General features: G+C 74.3%; 2 protein-coding genes (1 of these 2 running past the window's edge). Both read right to left on the bottom strand.

Going from position 1 to position 18519, the window contains the following annotated elements:
• Positions 1 to 8: 8 nt before the first annotated feature.
• Positions 9 to 9008: a type I polyketide synthase gene (locus ACERZO_RS23120; RefSeq protein ID WP_444843227.1), complete on the bottom strand. Its 9000-nt coding sequence runs from the start codon at positions 9006 to 9008 to the stop codon at positions 9 to 11.
• A protein-coding gene (locus tag ACERZO_RS23115) for a type I polyketide synthase (RefSeq protein ID WP_444843226.1) crosses the window boundary here: on the bottom strand, positions 9005 to 18519 show its 3' portion. It continues 14809 nt past the right edge of the window; only the last 9515 of its 24324 coding nucleotides appear in the window; the start codon falls outside the window, past its right edge; it ends in the stop codon at positions 9005 to 9007. Before ACERZO_RS23115 ends, ACERZO_RS23120 begins: the two co-directional genes overlap by 4 nt.

The raw sequence follows: 18519 nt of genomic DNA, 5'->3' as shown, positions 1-18519 counted from the left end.
CGCCCCCGTCACGCGAGCCCCAGCTCGTTGTCGATGAAGTCGAAGATCTCGGTTTCGCTGGCCGTTTCGAGCTTCTGCCGCGCGCTTTCAACCGGTTCCGCGTTCAGGCGGCTCAGCAGGGCCTGCAGCCGCGCGGTGACGCGGGTGCCCTGCTCGGCGGTCAGGCCGGCGAGGGCCGCTTCGATGCGTTCGACCGCGACTTCGGCCGGGTCGGCCGGCCCGAGTTCGCGGCCGAGGTACGCGGCGAGCGCGGCCGGGTTCGCGTAGTCGAAACCGAGCGTCGCGGGCAGGGCCAGGCCGGTGACGGCGGCGAGCTCGTTGCGCAGCTCGACGGCGGTGAGCGAGTCGAGACCCAGTTCTTTGAACGCGAGCCCGGGGTCCACAGTGGACGGACTGGCGTAGCCGAGCACGGCGGCGACCTCGGCGCGCACCAGCTCGAGCAGCGCGCGGTCCCGCTCGGGCCCGGTCAGGGTGTCGAGCTTCGCGCGGAAGTCCTGCTCCGGCTCCTTGCGGCGGGCTTCGGGCAGCTCGTCGAGGAGCCGGCTGGCGCGGAACTGCGTCCAGTCGACATCGGCGACGGCGAGGACCGGCTCGCTGTCCGTGAGCGCGCGGTGCAACGCGGCGGTGGCCAGGGCGGGGGCCATCGGCCGGATCCCCCCGCGTTCGGCGCGGGAGCTGCTCCCGGCGGCCATGCCGGCGCCGGCCCACGGTCCCCAGGCGATGGAGGTGGCGGGCAGGCCGAGCCCGGCCCGGCGTTCGGCGAGGGCGTCGAGGACAGCGTTGGCGGCGACGTAGTTGCCCTGCCCGGCCGCGCCGAGGGTGGCGGCGAGGGAGGAGAACAGGACGAAGGCGGAGAGGTCCCGGTTGCGGGTCAGCTCGTCGAGGTTGCGGGCGGAGTCCACTTTGGCTCGCATCACGGTCGCGATCCGGTGCGGCGTAAGGGAGTCGAGGACGCCGTCGTCGAGAACCCCGGCGGCGTGGACGACGGCGTCGAGGTCGGGCAGCTCGTCGAGCAGCTCGGCGACGGCCTTCCGATCGGCGAGGTCGACGGCGGCGATGGTGACCTTGGTGCCGAGCGAGCTGAGTTCGGCCTCGAGGTCGGCGGCCCCGGGAGCGGCGGGGCCACGCCGCCCGACGAGCACAACGTGTGGCGCGCCGGTGCGGGCCAGCCACCGCGCGACTTCGGCTCCGAGGGCGCCGGTGCCACCGGTGACGAGCACGGTGCCGCGCGGGGTCCACGGTTCGGTCGGGGTGACCGGGGCCCGCACGAGCCGGCGGGCGAAGGTGCCGTGCGGGCGGATGGCGAGCTGGTCTTCCCCGTCGGTCGCGGCGAGGGCGGTGAGGAGGCTGGTCAGCTCGGGTCCGCCGGGGTCTGCGGGCAGGTCGGCGAGGCCGCCCCACCGGTCGGGGTGTTCGAGGGCGGCGGTCCGCCCCAGGCCCCAGATCCCGGCGGACAACGGCTCGGCGAGGGTTTCGGCTTCGACGGCCACGGCCCCGGAGGTGACGTGCCACAGCGGCGCGGTGATGCCGGCGTCGCCGAGGGACTGGAGGAGGGTGGTGCTCAGCGCCAGCCCGAGGGGGACGGACGGGTGGTCCGGGGTGGCTTGGACGGCCAGGCCCAGGAGCGAGAGCACGCCGGCGACCTCGCCGAGTGCGCGGGCCGTGGGCTCAGCACCGGCAGCCGGACCGAGGCCGATCCCGCCGAGCGAGCCGGGCGCCGGCCCTGAACCAGCGCCCCAGTCGCGATCGGTCCCGCCGAGCATCGGCTCGGCACCGGCGGCCGGGCCGCCACCGGTACCACCGAGCGCGGCGGGCGTCGGCTCGGTGCCGATCCCCAGCAGCCGGCCGGCCAGCGCGTCCCGGTCGAGATCACCCTCCCCGGCCGTCATCGCCACCGGCTCGGCCCCGGCCTCGGCCAACGCCGCCAACACGCCCTTGACCAGCGGGTCTCCGTCGAACCCGGCGGGAACCGCCACCAGCCACCGGCCGGTCAACCCACCCTGCGGCCCATCCGCCACCGGCCGCCAAGACACCCGGTAACGCCACGCGTCCGAAGGCGACCCACTCGGAACCGCGGGCTCCGGCCAGAACACCTGTCGCTCGAACGGGTACGTCGGCAACGCCACGTACCGCGCCCCCGGGGACAGCGGCGTCCAATCCACCGTCTGCCCGCTCACGTGCAAAGACCCCAACGCCAGCAGCGCCGTCGACACCTCCGGCCGGTCCTTGCGCAGCATCGGGACACAAGCGGGCGCCAACGCCGACAACGTCCCGTCCGGCCCCAGCTCCACCAACCGCGTCGCGCCGGCCGACCGCACCGTCTCGACCGCCGACGCGAACCGCACCGGCTCGCGCACCTGGCGGACCCAGTACCCCGGGTCCGTCAGCTCCTCCGCGACCCGCCCGGTCACCGTGGACACGACGGGCACGCGCGGCCCGGCGTAGCCGATCCCGCGCGCCACCTCGGCGTAGTCCTCCAGCATCGCGTCCATACGAGCCGAGTGAAACGCATGCGAGACCCGCAAATCCCTAGACTTCAGCCCGCGCGCGGTCAGCTCGGCGGCGATCTCCGCCAGCGCCTCCGTCTCGCCGGACAGGACCACCGACCGCGGCCCGTTCACCGCCGCCAGGTCCGCGCGGCCCGCCGCCACCGAGAGAACCTCCTGCTCAGCGGCCTGCACCGCCAGCATCGCGCCCCCGGCCGGCAGCGCCTGCATCAGACCAGCGCGAGCCGCGACCAGCTTGCCCGCGTCCGGCAGCGAGAACACCCCGGCGACGTGCGCCGCCGCCAGTTCGCCGATCGAGTGGCCCACCAGGTAGTCCGGCCGGACGCCCCACGACTCCAGCAGCCGGAACAACGCGACCTCGAAAGCGAACAGCGCCGGCTGCGTGTACCCCGTCTGGTCGAGTGCCTCGGCGTCGCCGAACACGACTTCCCGCAACGGCCGCTCCAGCGACGGGTCCAGCACCGCGCACGCCGCGTCGAACGCGTCCGCGAACGCCGGGAACCGCGCGTACAGCTCCGCCCCCATCCCCACGCGCTGCGAACCCTGCCCGGCGAACAACAGGCCTGTCGCGCCCGGGACGGCCACTCCGGTGACCACGCCCGGGCTCTTCCCGCCCGCCGCCACCGCGGCCAGCCCGGCCAGCAGGTCCGCCCTCGACGCGCCCGTCACCACCGCCCGGTGGTCGAACGCCGCCCGGCCGGCCAGGGTCAGGCTGACGTCGGCCGGAGCGGCGTCCGAGTCGAAGGCCGCGAGCCGGCGGGCCTGCTCGCGCAACGCCGGCTCCGACCGCGCCGACAACGGCCACGCCACGCAGTCCGCCACGGCCGGTCGTGAGTGAGAAACAGGGTTAGAGCACTGTTTCTCACTCACGAGGGCTTCGGCGGGCGGCTCCTCGATGATGACGTGCGCGTTCGTGCCGCTGAAGCCGAACGACGACACCCCGGCCCGCCGCGGCCGCTCCCCGGCCGGCCAGGGCTGCGACGAGGTCAGCAACGCCACCGCGCCGCCGGTCCAGTCGACATGCCGGGACGGCCGGTCCGCGTGCAGCGTCTTCGGCAGCACACCGTGGCCCAACGCGAGCACCATCTTGATGACGCCGGCGATTCCCGCCGCCGCCTGCGTGTGCCCGATGTTGGACTTCAGCGACCCCAGCCACAACGGTGTGGCGCGCTCCCGGCCGTACGTCGCCAGCAGCGCCTGCGCCTCGATCGGGTCGCCGAGCGCGGTGCCGGTGCCGTGCGCCTCGACGGCGTCCACATCGGACGGTGCCAGCCCGGCGGCGGCCAACGCGGAGAGGATGACCCGTTGCTGCGACGGCCCGTTCGGCGCGGTGAGCCCGTTCGACGCGCCGTCTTGGTTCATCGCCGAGCCGCGCAGCACCGCGAGCACCGGGTGCCCGAGCCGGCGCGCGTCCGACAGCCGTTCGACCAGCACGACACCGGCGCCTTCGCCCCAGCCCGTGCCGTCCGCGTCGTCGGCGAAAGCCTTGCACCGGCCGTCCGCCGCGAGCCCGCCCTGCCGGGAGAACTCGACGAACGCGCCGGGCGTCGCCATCACCGTCACGCCGCCGGCCAGCGCCAACGCGCACTCCCCCGCGCGCACCGACTGCGCCGCCAGGTGCAGCGCGACCAGCGACGCCGAGCACGCCGTGTCCACCGTGACCGCCGGGCCGCTCAGGCCCAGCACGTACGACACCCGGCCCGAGACGACCGAAGCCGCGTTCCCGGTGCCGACGAACCCGCCGAAGTCCTCGCCCGAGCCCGCGAGCACCGCCGGGTAGTCCTGCCCGTTGGTCCCCAGGAACACGCCCACGTCCGGGTTGCCGGCCGGATCGACGCCGGCGCGTTCCAGGGTCTCCCAGGCCGTCTCCAGCACGAGCCGCTGCTGTGGGTCCATCGCCAGCGCTTCCCGCGGCGAGATGCCGAAGAAGGCCGGGTCGAATTCCGTGACGCCGTCGACGAACGCGCCGCCACCCGTGACGACCCCGGCCGCCGCGAGCCCCGCGAGGTCCCAGTGCCGGTCGGCGGGGAAGCCCGAGACCGCGTCGCGTCCGGAAGCCAGCAGCTCCCACAGGTCTTCCGGCGTCCGCACGCCGCCGGGGAACCGGCAGCCCATCGCGACGACGACGATCGGGTCCTCTGTGGACAGAGTAGGCGGCGAGATCACCGTTGCTTCGCTCGACGTTCCCGCCAAGTGCGCCGCCAGTTCGGCGGCCGTCGGGTAGTCGTAGATCAGCGTCGCGGGCAGGTCCGTGCCGGTGGCCGCGCCGAGGCGGTTGCGCAGCTCGACGGCGGTCAGCGAGTCGAACCCGAGGTCCTTGAACGACTTGTCCGCGGCGACCTCTTCGGTGTACCCGAGCACCGCCGCGACCTGACGGCGCACCAGGGTCAGCATGTCCACATCGGACAGCTCGACGACCGGAGCACCGGCTGCCTCGGGGAGTTCGGTCAGCAGCCCGCTTGGCCGCACAGCGGTGAGCGCGGGGCCGTAGACGGGCCAGTCGACGTCGGCGAGCGCGACCGCGACGTCGCCGGCCGCCAGCGCCCGGTCGAGCGCGGCGACCGCGCGTTCCGGGTCGAGGGGCGTGAGGCCGCCGCGCCGCAGCCGGTCGCGGACGGCGGTGTCGACCGCCATCCCGGCGTCGGCCCACGGTCCCCAGGCGAGCGACGTCGCCGGGAGCCCCCGGGCTCGCCGGTACGCGGCCAGCGCGTCGAGGTACGCGTTCGCCGCCGCGTAGTTGCCCTGTCCGGCCGAACCGACCGTCCCCGCCAGCGACGAAAACAGCGCGAACGCCGACAGCTCGCGATCCGCGGTGGCCTCGTGCAGCACCCGGGCGGAGGTCGCCTTGGCCCGCAGCACGCGGTCGAGCTTTTCGGGCGTGAGCCCGTCGAGCACGCCGTCGTCGAGCACGCCCGCCGCGTGGACCACGGCGGTCAGGTCCGGCAGGGAGTCCACGAGCGCAGTGACCGCGTCCCGGTCGGCGCAGTCGCAGGCCACGACGGTGATCTCGGGCTCGGCAGGGTCGATCGCGCCGCGCCGGCTCGCCAACACGACGTGCGACGCGCCGCGATCGAGCGCCCAGCGCGCCAGGTGGCCACCGAGCGCACCGGTGCCCCCGGTGATCAGCACCGTGCCGGTGACCGTCCATTCGGGACAGTCACCGGGCAGCGGTGCACGTACGAGCCGCCGGGCGAACACCCCGGAGGGCCGGATGGCGACCTCGTCCTCGGTGCCGTCGGCGAGCACGCCGCACAGCCGGTCGAGGCCGCGGTCGTCGAGCTGCCCCGGCAGGTCGATCAGGCCGCCCCACCGGCGCGGGTGTTCGACCGCGGCGGACCGGCCGAGGCCCCACACCCGGGCCTGCTCCGGGTGGTCGAGGGGGTCGGAGCGGCCGGTCGAGACCGCGCCCCGGGTCAAGCACCACAGCGGCGCGGACCAGCCGAGCGTGCCCAGGCGCTGGATCAGCGCGAGCGTCTCCTCGACGGCCAGCGTCGAAAGGACTCCGGCGGGCTCGTCCGCCAGCTGAGCGACGTCGGACAGCTCGACGACCTCCGCGCCCCGGGCCCGCAGACCCGCGGCCAGCTCGCCGAAGCCCTCCTGGGCGAGCAGAAGCCAGCGGCCGGACAGCCGGGCCGTGGTCGTCCCGGTGACCGGGCGCCAGGCGATCCGGTAGCGCCACCCGTCCACAAGGGACTCTTCGTGCTGACGACGGCGCCAAGCGGCCAGTGCCGGGACGACCTCGCTGAGCGGCGTCTCCGCGGGCACGGCCAACGTCGTGGTCAACGCGGCGAGGTCCTCGTGCTCGACCGCAGACCAGAAGTCGTCCGCGTCGGTGTCGACGGCCGCGGTGGACTCCGGCGAGGTGAGCCAGAAACGTTCGTGCTGGAAGGCGTACGTCGGCAGCTCGACCCGCCGGGCGCCGTCGAGCAGGGCCGTCCAGTCGGGCGCACCGCCCCGGACGTGCAGCTCGGCCAGTGCCGACAACGCCGACTCACGTTCATCACGAGAAGCACGCAGCATCGCCACGACGGGCACGCTCGCCGTCCCGGCGAGGGTCCCGTCCGGGCCGACCTCGACGAACCGCGTGACACCACGGGCTGCCAAGGCGGTCATCCGGTCGGCGAACCGGACCGGCTCGCGCACGTGCCGCACCCAGTACTCCGGGTCGGTGAGGTCGGCGGCATCGCCCGTGACGAGCGGCAGCCGAGGCGCCGAGAAGGTCAGCCCGGCCACGACCTGCCGGAACTCCGCCAGCATCGGCTCCATCAGCACCGAGTGGAACGCGTGCGACACGGAGAGCCGCTTCGTCTTGCGACCGCGGGAAGCCAGTTCGGCCGCGGCCGCGAGCACCGCGTCTTCGTAGCCGGACAGCACGACCGAGCCGGGCGCGTTGACCGCGGCCAGGTTCACGCGCTCGCCCAGCAGCGGCGTGACCTCGGCTTCGGTCGCCTGCACGGCGACCATCGCCCCGCCGGCCGGGAGGGCCTGCATCAGCCGGGCGCGCGCGGCGACCAGCTCGCAGGCGTCGGCCAGCGAGAGGATTCCGGCGACGTGCGCCGCGGCCAGTTCGCCGATGGAGTGCCCGGCCAGGAAGTCCGGTTCCACGCCCCAGGATTCCAGCAACCGGAACAAAGCCACCTCGACGGCGAACAGCGCGGGCTGGGTGTGGCCGGTGTCGTTCAAGGACCCGCCCGAGATCACTTCGGCCAGCGGAACGCCGAAACCCGCGCACACCTCGTCGAAGGCCGTCGCGAACACCGGGAAAGCCGAACGCAGCCCGGCACCCATCCCGATCCGCTGGGAACCCTGACCGGAGAACAGGAACGCCGTCTTGCCGGCCTTGCCGACGACACCGTCCACAACGGACGCCGACGGCTCACCGGCCGCGAGCGCGTCCAATCCGGTCACCGCCGACGCGGTGTCGCCGGCCAGCACGACGGCCCGGTGCTCGAACGCCGACCGGCCGGTGACCAGCGAAAACGCGGTGTCCGCCAGCGACGGGCCCGTCGTCAGGTGCGCACGCAACCGGACGGCTTGCTCCCGCAAGGCTTCGGCGGACCGGGCGGACAGCACGAGCGGAACCACGCCGTCCACAGCGGTCTCCGTGGCGGGCGCGGAGTCGTCGTGGCTCTCCAGGATCACGTGCGCGTTGGTGCCGCTGATGCCGAACGACGACACGCCGGCCCGGCGCGGGGTCTCCCCGGCCGGCCACGGGACGTTCTCAGTGAGCAGCTCGACGCGCCCGGCCGTCCAGTCGATGTGCGGCGACGGCTCGTCGACGTGGACCGTGCGCGGCAGCAGGCCGTGCTGCATCGAAAGGATCACCTTGAGCACCCCGGCGACGCCGGCGGCGGCCTGGGTGTGGCCGATGTTCGACTTCACCGAGCCGAGCCACAGCGGCCGGTCGCGGTCCTGGCCGTAGGTGGCCAGCAGCGCGTGCGCCTCGATCGGGTCGCCCAGGGTGGTACCCGTGCCGTGCGCCTCGACGACGTCCACCTCGGACGGTGCGAGCCCGGCGCTCGCCAGCGCGGCCCGGATGGCCTGCTGCTGGGCCGGGCCGTTGGGCGCGGTGAGCCCGTTGGACGCGCCGTCGGAGTTGACCGCCGAGCCGCGGACCACCGCCAGTACCGGGTGCCCGTTGGCGAGCGCGTCCGACAGCTTCTCGACCAGGACAAGGCCGACGCCCTCGGACCAGCCGGTGCCGTCGGCCGCGGCCGCGAACGGCTTGCACCGCCCGTCGGGCGCCAGCCCGCGCTGGCGGCTGAACTCGAGGAACATGCCCGGCGTCGACATCACCGTCACGCCGCCGACGAGCGCGAGCGAGCACTCGCCGCGTCGCAGGGATTGGGCCGCCCAATGCAGCGCGACCAGCGACGACGAGCACGCGGTGTCCACCGTGACCGCCGGGCCCTTGAGCCCGAGCTGGTAGGCGACCCGGCCGGAGATCACCGCGGTCGAGTTGCCGGTGAGCAGGTGCCCTTCGACGCCGTCGGGCAGCGCGGTCAGGCCGGAGCCGTAGCCGGTGGACGTGCCGCCGACGAACACCCCGGCCCGGGTGCCACGCAGCGAAAGCGGGTCGATCCCGGCGCGTTCGACGGTCTCCCACGCCGTTTCGAGCAGCAGCCGCTGCTGCGGGTCGGTGGCCAGTGCCTCGCGCGGGCTCATCCCGAAGAAGCCGGGGTCGAACTCGGCCGCGTCGTAGACGAACCCGCCCTCGCGGACGTAGCTGGTGCCCGCCTGCTCGGCGTCGCCGGAGTAGAGCGCCGCGGGCCAGCCGCGGTCGGCGGGGAAGCCCGCCATGCCGTCGCCACCGTCGGCGAGCAGCTGCCACAGCTGTTCGGGGGTGCGGACGCCGCCGGGGAACCGGCAGCTCATCCCGATCACCGCGACCGGTTCGGCGTCGCGCTCCTCCACCTCGCGCAGCCGCTGGTTCGCCGCGCGGAGGTCGGTGGTGACCTTCTTGAGGTAGTCGAGCAGCTTCTTCTCGTTGTCGGAGGTCACGCCCCGAACTCCTTGTCGATCAGGTCGAACAGCTCGTCGGCGGAGGCCGCCGCCACTTCGTCGTCCAGCCGCGGTTCGCCGGTCCACCAGTCGAGGAGGGACCGCAGCCGCTCGGTGATCTCGTCTCGGCCTTCGTAGCCCGCAGGCAGCGCGGCGAGGGAACTGCGGAGCTCGTCGACAGCGTCGGTCGCGGACGGCGCGATCTCGCCGAGCAGGTAACCGGCCAGCTCCCGGACGGTCGGGTAGTCGAACACCAGCGTCGCGGGCAGCCGCGTCCCGGCGACCGCGCCGAGCCGGTTGCGCAGCTCGACCGCGGTGAGCGAGTCGAAGCCCAGCTCGGAGAACGCCTTCCCCGGGTCGGTGTCCACTGTGGACGCGTGGCCCAGCACCGCGGCGACCTGACCGGAAACCAGGTCCACCACGAGGTCCTCGCGGTCCGCGACCGGTGTCGCGGCCAGCCGCTCGGCCAGTCCGGCGGGTTGGGCCTCGGCGACCGCTGCGACCGTCCGCCGCGCCGGAGCGGTGGCGAACTCCCGGAACAGCGGCGCGCCCGAGGACGCCAGCGCGGCCGGGTCGACCCGCATCGGCACCACGGCCGCCTCGCCGGAAGCGACGCCCGCGTCGAGGAGGGCGAGCCCGAGTTCGGCGGACAGCGGGAGGAGCCCCGCGCGGGCCATCCGGCTCAGGTCCGTCTCGGTCAAGCCGCTGGTCATGCCCGCCTCGGCCGACCACGGCCCCCACGCGAGCGCCACCGCGGGCAGCCCGAGGGCGTGCCGGTGCGTGGCGAAGGCGTCGACGAACGCGTTCGCGGCCGCGTAGTTCGCCTGCCCGGCGCCGCCGAACAGCCCGGCGGCCCCGGAGAACAGCACGAACGCGGTGAGGTCGGCGTGCCGGGTCAGCTCGTCGAGGTGGACGGCGGCGTCGACCTTGGGGCGCAGCACCTTGTCCAGGCGGGCCGCGTCCAGGGAGCCGATGACGCCGTCGTCGAGCACGCCGGCGGTGTGCATGACGGCGCGCAGCGGGTGCTCGGCGGGGATCCCGGCGAGCAACTCGGCCAGAGCGTCGCGATCGGCCGCGTCGCACGCCGCCACGGTGACGGTCGCGCCGAGCGCCGTCAGCTCGTCCCGCAGCTCGGCCGCCCCTTCGGCCGCGAGACCGCGGCGGCTGGTGAGCAGCAGGTGCCGCGCGCCGTGTTCGGTGACCAGGTGCCGGGCCAGCAGCCCGCCGAGGCCGCCGGTGCCACCGGTGATGAGGACCGTGCCTTGCGCGTCGAGCGGCACGGGCACGGTCAGCACGACCTTGCCGACGTGCTTGGCCTGCTGGAGGTGCTTGAACGCGGCCGGGGCGCGGTGGACGTCCCACGCGGTGACCGGCACCGGCCGCAGGGCGCCCTTTCCGAGCAGGTCGAGGACGTCCCGCAGCATTTCGGCGATCCGGTCCGGGCCGGCCTCGATGAGGTCGAACGCCCGGTAGGCGACGCCCGGGTGTTCCCCGGCGACGGCGCCGGTGTCCCGGACGTCGGTCTTGCCCATCTCCAGGAACCGGCCGCCGCGCGGCAGCAGCCGCAGGGACGCGTCGACGAACTCCCCGGCCAGCGAGTCGAGGACGACGTCGACACCCCGGCCGTCGGTGGCCGCGAGGAAGCGTTCCTCGAAGTCCAGGGTGCGCGAGGACGCGATCCGGTCGTCGGTGAGGCCGTGGTCGCGCAGGGCGTCCCACTTGCCGGCGCCCGCCGTGCCGAACACGTCGGCGCCGAGGTGCTTGGCGAGCTGGACCGCGGCCATGCCGACGCCACCGGCGGCCGCGTGGACCAGCACGGTCTCCCCCGGCTGGACGCGGCCGAGGTCGACCAGCGCGTAGTAGGCGGTGAGGAACACGATCGGCACGGACGCCGCCTCGGCGAACGACCAGCCGTCCGGGACACGCGCGACGAGCCGCTGGTCGGCGACGGCCAGCGGGCCGAACGCGCCGGGGAACATGCCGAGCACGCGGTCGCCCACCGCGAGCCCGGTGACGCCCGGGCCGACCTCGGTGACGACGCCTGCGCCTTCCAGTCCCATCTGCCCGGCCTCGCCGGGGTACATGCCGAGCGCGTTGAGGACGTCGCGGAAATTGACGCCCGCCGCGCGGACGGCGATCCGCACGTGTCCGTCCGGCAGCGGCCCCTCGACCTCGGGGCAGGGCAGCAGGGTGAGGTTCTCGAGGGTGCCCTTGTCGACGACGTCGAGCCGCCACGGTCCGTCGGCCGGCGCGGCGAGCACGCCGCCCGCGGTTTCCGCGCGCACCAAGCGGGCCGCGTGCGGTTCACCGTCGCGAAGGGACAGTTGCGGCTCGCCGGTGGTGAGGGCGGCGGGGATCGCGCCGTAGGACGCTTCCCTGCCGTCGACGTCCACCAGCAGGAACCGGCCGGGGTTCTCGGCCTGGGCCGAGCGGACCAGACCCCAGACCGCGGCGTTGGCGAGGTCGGTCACCTCGCCGCGGTGGGCCACCGCACCGGAGGTGACGAACACCAGCTTCGCCGCTTCGAGGGTGTCCTCGGACAGCCACCGCTGCACGGTGTCCAAGACGAGCCCGGTGGCCGCGCGGACCGCGTCCGGCAGGTCCGCCGCGCGGTCCGGCACGAGCGGTGCGAAGACCACCTCGGGTGGCGTGCCGCCTTCGGCGATCAAGGCATCGATGTCCACATAGGACGTCAGTGGACCGGACGTGCCGAGCTGGACGCCGAGCTTGTGCGGGTCCGGGCCGAGGACGGCCCAGGTCGCGGTGTCCGGTTCGGACCCGCCGGTCAGCGGGACCCAGTCCACTTGGAACAGCGAGTCGTGCAGCCGCTTGGGCTCGGTGAGCAGTTCGGCCGAGACTTGGCGCATGGCCAGCGATCCCACGGTGGCGACCGGGTTGCCCGCGGTGTCGGCGATGGTCAAGGCCAGCGCGTCCGGGCCGGCCAAGCTCAGGCGGACCCGCAGCGCGGCGGCGCCGGACGCGTGCAGGGTGACGTCCGACCAGGAGAACGGGAGCCGGCTCTGCCCGGACCCGGCCAGGGGCAGGTAGAGCAGGGCCTGCAGGGCGGCGTCGAGCAACGCCGGGTGCAGCCCGAAGCGCCGTGCGTCTTCGCGCGCCGGTTCGGGAAGTGCGATCTCGGCGTAGACGTCGTCGCCGTGGCGCCAGGCGGCGGTCAGGCCGCGGAAGGCGTCCCCGTAGGCGAAGCCGCCGGCCGCGTACGTGTCGTAGAAGTCCGCCACGGCCAGGGGTTCCGCCTTCGCGGGCGGCCACTCGGTCAGTGGTTCACCGGGTTCACCGGCTTCGACGGCGAGCAGCCCGGTGGCGTGCAGGACCCAGTCGTCAGCGCCCTCGGTCCGGGAGTACGCGGTGAACGACCGTGTCCCGTCCTCGCCGGGCGCGCCCACCGAACACTGCAGCTGGACGCCGCCGCGCTCGGGCAGCACCAGCGGCGCGGCCAGCGTCAGCTCCTCGACCCGGGCGCAGCCGGCCTGGTCGCCGGCCCGGACGGCCAGCTCGAGGAACGCGGTCCCCGGCAGCAGGATCTGACCCATGACCTCGTGCCCGGCCAGCCACGGGTGCGTGGACAGCGCGAGCCGGCTGGTGAACAGCACCTCCTCGGAACCGGCCACGGAGACCGCCGCGCCGAGGAGCGGGTGGTCGACCGCGGTGAGGCCGGCGGCGGTGACGTCACCGACCGGCAGCCCGGTCAGGTGCGGCCAGAACCGCTGGTACTGGAACGCGTACGTCGGCAGGTCGACCCGGCGCGCGCCGGTGCCGGCGAACACCGTCGGCCAATCGGGACTCTGCCCGTGGACGTGCAGCTCGCCGACCGCGGCCAGCAGGGTGACCCGCTCGTCGCGCCCCGCGCGCAGGGTCGGTACCGCCACGGCCGCCTCGACCATCGGTGTGAGGACGGCGTCCGGCCCGATTTCGACGAACCGGTCGACGCCCAGGCCGTGCAGGGTCTTGACGGCGTCGGCGAACCGCACGGCCGCGCGCACCTGACCGACCCAGTACTCCGGCGCGACCACGGACGCGACCGCACCGGTCACGGTGGACACGATCGGCAGGTTCGGTTCGGTGTAGGTGATCCGCTCGGCCACCTTCGCGAACTCGGCCAGCATCGGATCCATCAGCGGCGAGTGGAACGCGTGGGAGACCGTGAGCCGCTTGGTCTTGCGGCCCAGGGCGGTGAAGTGCCGCTCGATCCCGTCGAGATCGTCGCCGGAAACCACGATCGACGTCGGCCCGTTGATCGCGGCGATGCTCACCGTGTCCGTGAGCAGCGGTGTGACCTCGTCCTCGGTGGCCGACACGGCCAGCATCCCGCCTCCGCGCGGCAACGCCTGCATCAGCCGGCCGCGCGCCGCGACCAGACGGCACGCGTCGACGAGGGAGAACACGCCGGCGACGTGCGCGGCGGCCAGCTCGCCGATCGAATGCCCGGCCAGGTACTCGGGCCGCACGCCCCAGGACTCCAGCAGGCGGAACAGCGCCACCTCGACCGCGAACAACGCGGGCTGGGTGTAGCCGGTCTCGTTCAGCACGTCCTCGTCGCCGAAGACGACGTCGGCCAGCGGCCGGTCCAGCTCGGTGTCGAAGTGCGCGCAGACCGCGTCGAACGCCTCCGCGTAGACGGGGTACGCGTCGTACAGCTCGCGACCCATGCCGAGCCGCTGCGCGCCCTGCCCGGTGAAGAGGAACCCGATCCGGCCTTCACTCGCCAGGCCGGGGAGAGGGCCGTCGACGAGGTCACGCAGACCCCGCAGCAGCTCGTCGGTCTCGGTGCCGAGCACCACCGCGCGGTGCTCGAACGCCGACCGGCCCGTCGCCAGGGACCAGCCGACGTCGGCCGGCCGCACTCTCTCTTCGAGCCGTTCGGCGAGCTGTGCGGCCTGCGCCCGCAGCGCGGCTTCGGACCGGCCTGACAGCACCCACGGCACCGGACCGGACCACGCCGAATCCGTGACAGCGGGCTCTTCCGGAGCCTGCTCGACGATCACGTGCGCGTTGGTGCCGCTCACGCCGAACGACGAGATCCCGGCCCGGCGCGGGTGCCCGTTCGGCGACCACTCGACGGGGTCGGACAGCAGCCGCACGTCCCCGGCCGTCCAGTCCACATGGGACGACGGGACGTCGGCGTGCAGGGTCTTCGGCAGCAGGTCGTGGCCCAGCGCCAGGACCATCTTCATGATCCCGGCCGCGCCCGCGGCGGCCTGGGTGTGGCCGATGTTGGACTTGACCGAGCCCAGCCACAGCGGCCGGTCGCGGTCCTGCCCGTACGTGGCCAGGACGGCCTGCGCCTCGATCGGGTCGCCCAGCACCGTGCCGGTGCCGTGCGCCTCCACGGCGTCCACTTCGGACGGTGCCAGGCCGGCGTCGGCCAGCGCGGCGCGGATCACCCGCTGCTGCGACGGCCCGTTGGGGGCGGTCAGGCCGTTCGACGCGCCGTCCTGGTTGACCGCGCTGCCGCGGACGAGGGCGAGCACCGGGTGGCCGTTGCGGCGCGCGTCGGACAGCCGTTCGAGGAGCACCATCCCGGCGCCTTCGCCCCAGCCGGTGCCGTCGGCGTCGTCGGAGAACGCCTTGCAGCGGCCGTCGAGCGCGAGCCCGCGCTGGCGGCTGAACTGGATGAACCCGGACGGCGTCGACATGATCGTGACGCCCCCGGCCAGCGCCAGTGAACACTCCCCCGCCCGCAGCGCCCGCGCGGCGAGGTGCACCGCGACCAGCGACGACGAGCACGCCGTGTCGACCGTGACGGCCGGGCCTTCCAGGCCGAGCGCGTAGGAGATCCGGCCGGACACCACGGATCCCGCGTTGCCGGTCATGGTGTAGCCCTCGACGCCCTCGTCGTCACCGAGCGCGAGCAGCGGGGTGTAGTCCTGCCCGTTCGAGCCGGCGAACACGCCGACCGGGCCGCCGCGCAGCGACGCCGCGTCGATCCCGGCGCGCTCGACGGCTTCCCACGCCGTCTCCAGCAGCAGCCGCTGCTGCGGGTCCATGGCCAGGGCCTCACGCGGGTTGATGCCGAAGAACGCGGCGTCGAACCGGCCGGCGCCGTCGAGGAAGCCGCCGCGGCGGGTGTAGGACGTGCCCTGGTGGTCGGGATCCGGGTCGTAGAGCGCATCCAGGTCCCAGCCGCGGTCGTCCGGGAAGTCGGTGATCGCGTCTTCGCCTTCGGACAGCAGTGCCCACAGGTCTTCCGGCGACCGCACACCGCCGGGGAACCGGCAGGCCATCGAGACGATGGCGATCGGGTCGTCCGCGACGGCCTTCGGCGTGACGTCCACTGTGGACGTCGTCTCGGCCGGCTCGCCGAGCTCGGTCTTGAGGTGGGCGACCAGCGCGGTCGTCGTCGGGTAGTCGAAGATCAGCGTCGCGGGCAGCTTCAGCCCGGTGGCCGCGGACAGGCGATTGCGCAGGTCGACCGCGGTCAGCGAGTCGAAGCCGAGGTCGGTGAACGCGCGGTTCGGCTCGACGTCCCCCGGCCCGCCGTAGCCCAGCACGCCGGCGACCTGGGTCCGGACGAACTCCAGCACGTCGCGCTCGCTCACGCCCTGCGTGTGCTCCGCCGCGGTCTCCATCGCCGCGCGGGCCTCGGGGATGCCGCGCAGCAGCGGGCTCGGCCGGACGGCGGTGAACGACGGCACGTACCGCGCCCAGTCGACGCCGGCCACGGTCAGCGTGGTCTCGCCGTGGTCGAGCGCCTGCTGCAGCGCCGCGATCGCCAATTCCGGATCGAGCGCCTGGATGCCGCCGAGGCGCTGGCGTTCGGCGACGGCGGCCGCGTCGGCCATCCCGGTGTCGGCCCACGGGCCCCACGAGATCGACGTCGCGGCCAGCCCGAGCGAGCGCCGGTGCTCGGCGAGCGCGTCGAGGTAGGCGTTGGCGGCGGCGTAGTTGCCCTGGCCCGGGCCGCCCCAGACCCCGGCCGTCGAGGCGAAGGAGACGAACGCCGTCAGGTTCAGGTCCTTGGTCAGCTCGTGCAGGTGGAACGCGGCCAGTGACTTCGGCTTGAGCACCGCGGTGAGGCGGTCCGGGGTGAGCGCGTCCAGGACGCCGTCGTCGAGGACCCCGGCCGCGTGGACCACGGCGGTCGGCGGGTGCTCGGCCAGCACCGCGGCGAGGGCGTCGCGGTCGGCGACGTCGCAGGCCACGACGGTCGCGCGGGCACCGAGCGCGACGAGTTCGTCGCACAGTGCGGCCGCGCCGGGGGCGTCCGGCCCGCGGCGGCTCGTGAGCACCAGGTGTTCGGCGCCGCGGCCGGCCAGCCAGCGGGCGACCTTGGCGCCCAGCCCGCCGGTACCGCCGGTGATCAGGACCGTGCCTTCCGGCGTCCACTCGCGGGCCGGCGGGGTCTCGCTCGACGGCGACCGCAGGAGGCGGCGGGCGAAGACACCGGACGCGCGGACGGCGACCTGGTCCTCGTCGCCGGTGAGCGCGGCGACCACCCGGGCGACGGCGCGGTCGTCGAGGTCGGCGGGCAGGTCGAGCAGGCCACCCCAGCGGCCGGGGTGTTCGAGCGCGGCGACGCGGCCGAGGCCCCACACCGGCGCCTGGGCCGGGTTGCGGAGGGCGTCGGCCTTGCCGGTCGACACCGCGCCGCGAGTGAACGTCCACAAGGGAGCGTCGCCGGCGGCCTGGATCAGGGTCAGCGTGTCGATGAGCCCGCGGTAGGACACGTCGGTCCCCAGCAGGTTCACGATCCCCGCCGCTTCGGCGTCCCCGATCCGCTCGGCCAGGGCGGCCCGGTCGATCCCGGGCTCGACCTCGACCGTGACGATCTCCGCACCGAAGTGCTCCAGCGGCAGCGAGGTCTCGTCGCCCGGACGGCGCACGACGAGCCAGGTGCCGCCGAGACGTGGTGAGCCGTCGACCGTGACCGGCTGCCACCCGACGCGGTAGCGCCAATTGTCCACTGTGGATTCTTCACGGCGTTGCCTGCGGTACGCGGCCAGCGCGGGCAGTAGACCTTCGACGGCGGTCGGTTCGAGGCCGAGTGTCTTCGCCAGCTCGCCGGCGTCGTCGCGTTCGACGGCCGACCAGAACCCGGCGTCGGCGGCGTCCGAGGCCGCGGCGACGTCGCCCGGGCCGGGCAGCGTCGGCCAGTAGTGCTGCCGCTGGAACGGATACGTCGGCAGCTCCACAATGGACCCGCCCAGGGGGAAGACCACGTCGACGCCGCGCACCCACAGCTCGCCGGCCGAGGTCAGGAAGCGGGCGAGCCCGCCTTCGTCGCGGCGCAGCGAGCCGGTGACCACGGCGTCTTCCAAGGTCCCGGCGATGGCGGTGCCCAGCACGGGGTGTGCGCTGGACTCGACGAAAACGTCGAAGCCCTGCTCGCCGAGCGCCACGGTGGCGGGTGCGAAGAGCACGCGCTGCCGCAGGTTCCGGTACCAGTACGCGGCCGTCAGCTCGGTCGTGTCGAGCCAGTCGCCGGTGACCGTCGAGTAGAACGGGATCCGCGCCTCCCGCGGGGCCACCGGGGCCAGCACGTCGAGGAGTTCGGCCTCGATCGCCTCGACGTGCGTGGAGTGTGACGCGTAGTCGACCTGCACCTTGCGGGCGCGGACGCCGTCGGCCGCGCAGCGGACCAGGAGTGCGTCGACCTGCTCCGGGTCGCCGGAGACGGTGACCGCGGCGGCGCCGTTCAGCGCGGCGATGGACAGGCCCGGCGGCAGCTCGACGTCCTCGGCCGGCCGGGCCACGGACGCCATCGCGCCCCGGCCCGCCAGCGACGTCCGGATGACCTGGCTGCGCAGGGCCACGACACGCGCGCCGTCTTCCAGGGAGAGCCCGCCGGAGACGCAGGCGGCGGCGATCTCGCCCTGGGAGTGGCCGATGACGGCGTCGGGGCGGACACCGTAGGACTCCCACAGCGCGGCGAGCGACACCATGACCGCCCAGCAGGCGGGCTGCACGACGTCGACCCTGGTCAGGGCTTCGGCGTCGCCCAGGACGTCGGTCAGCCGCCAGTCGACGAACGGTTCGAGCGCGGTCGCGCACTCGGCGAGCCGCTCGGCGAACACCGGCGCGGTTTCGGCGAGTTCGAGGGCCATGCCGACCCACTGCGAGCCTTGGCCGGGGAAGACGAAGACGGTCTTGCCGGGCGTCCCGGCGACCCCGCGCACGGCGGGGTCGGTCAGCCCGCTGAGCAGCTGGTCACGGTCGGCGCCGACCACGACGGCCCGGTGTTCGAAGGCGGACCGCGTGGTGGCCAGGGAGACCGCGACATCCGCGATGTCCGACTCCACTGTGGACAGCAGGTCGGCTTGGCGACGCAGCGCATCAGCGGTTCGACCGGACAGCAGCCACGGCACCGCGACCGGAGTCTCGTGCTCCTCCGCGGTGGCTTCCTCGGCTTGCTCCAGGACCAGGTGCGCGTTCGTCCCGCTCATGCCGAACGACGAGACGCCCGCCCGGCGCGGGCCGTCGGAAAGCCACGGCCGGGTCTCGGTGAGCAGGCTGACCTCGCCCGCGTCCCAGTCGACGTGCGGGGACGGGACTT

Source organism: Amycolatopsis kentuckyensis (assembly GCF_041679295.1).
In the GTDB taxonomy this organism is placed as follows: Bacteria; Actinomycetota; Actinomycetes; order Mycobacteriales; family Pseudonocardiaceae; genus Amycolatopsis; species Amycolatopsis kentuckyensis_A.
Note: the sequence above shows the minus strand (reverse complement) of the source record. Positions and strands in the feature narration are given on the sequence as shown.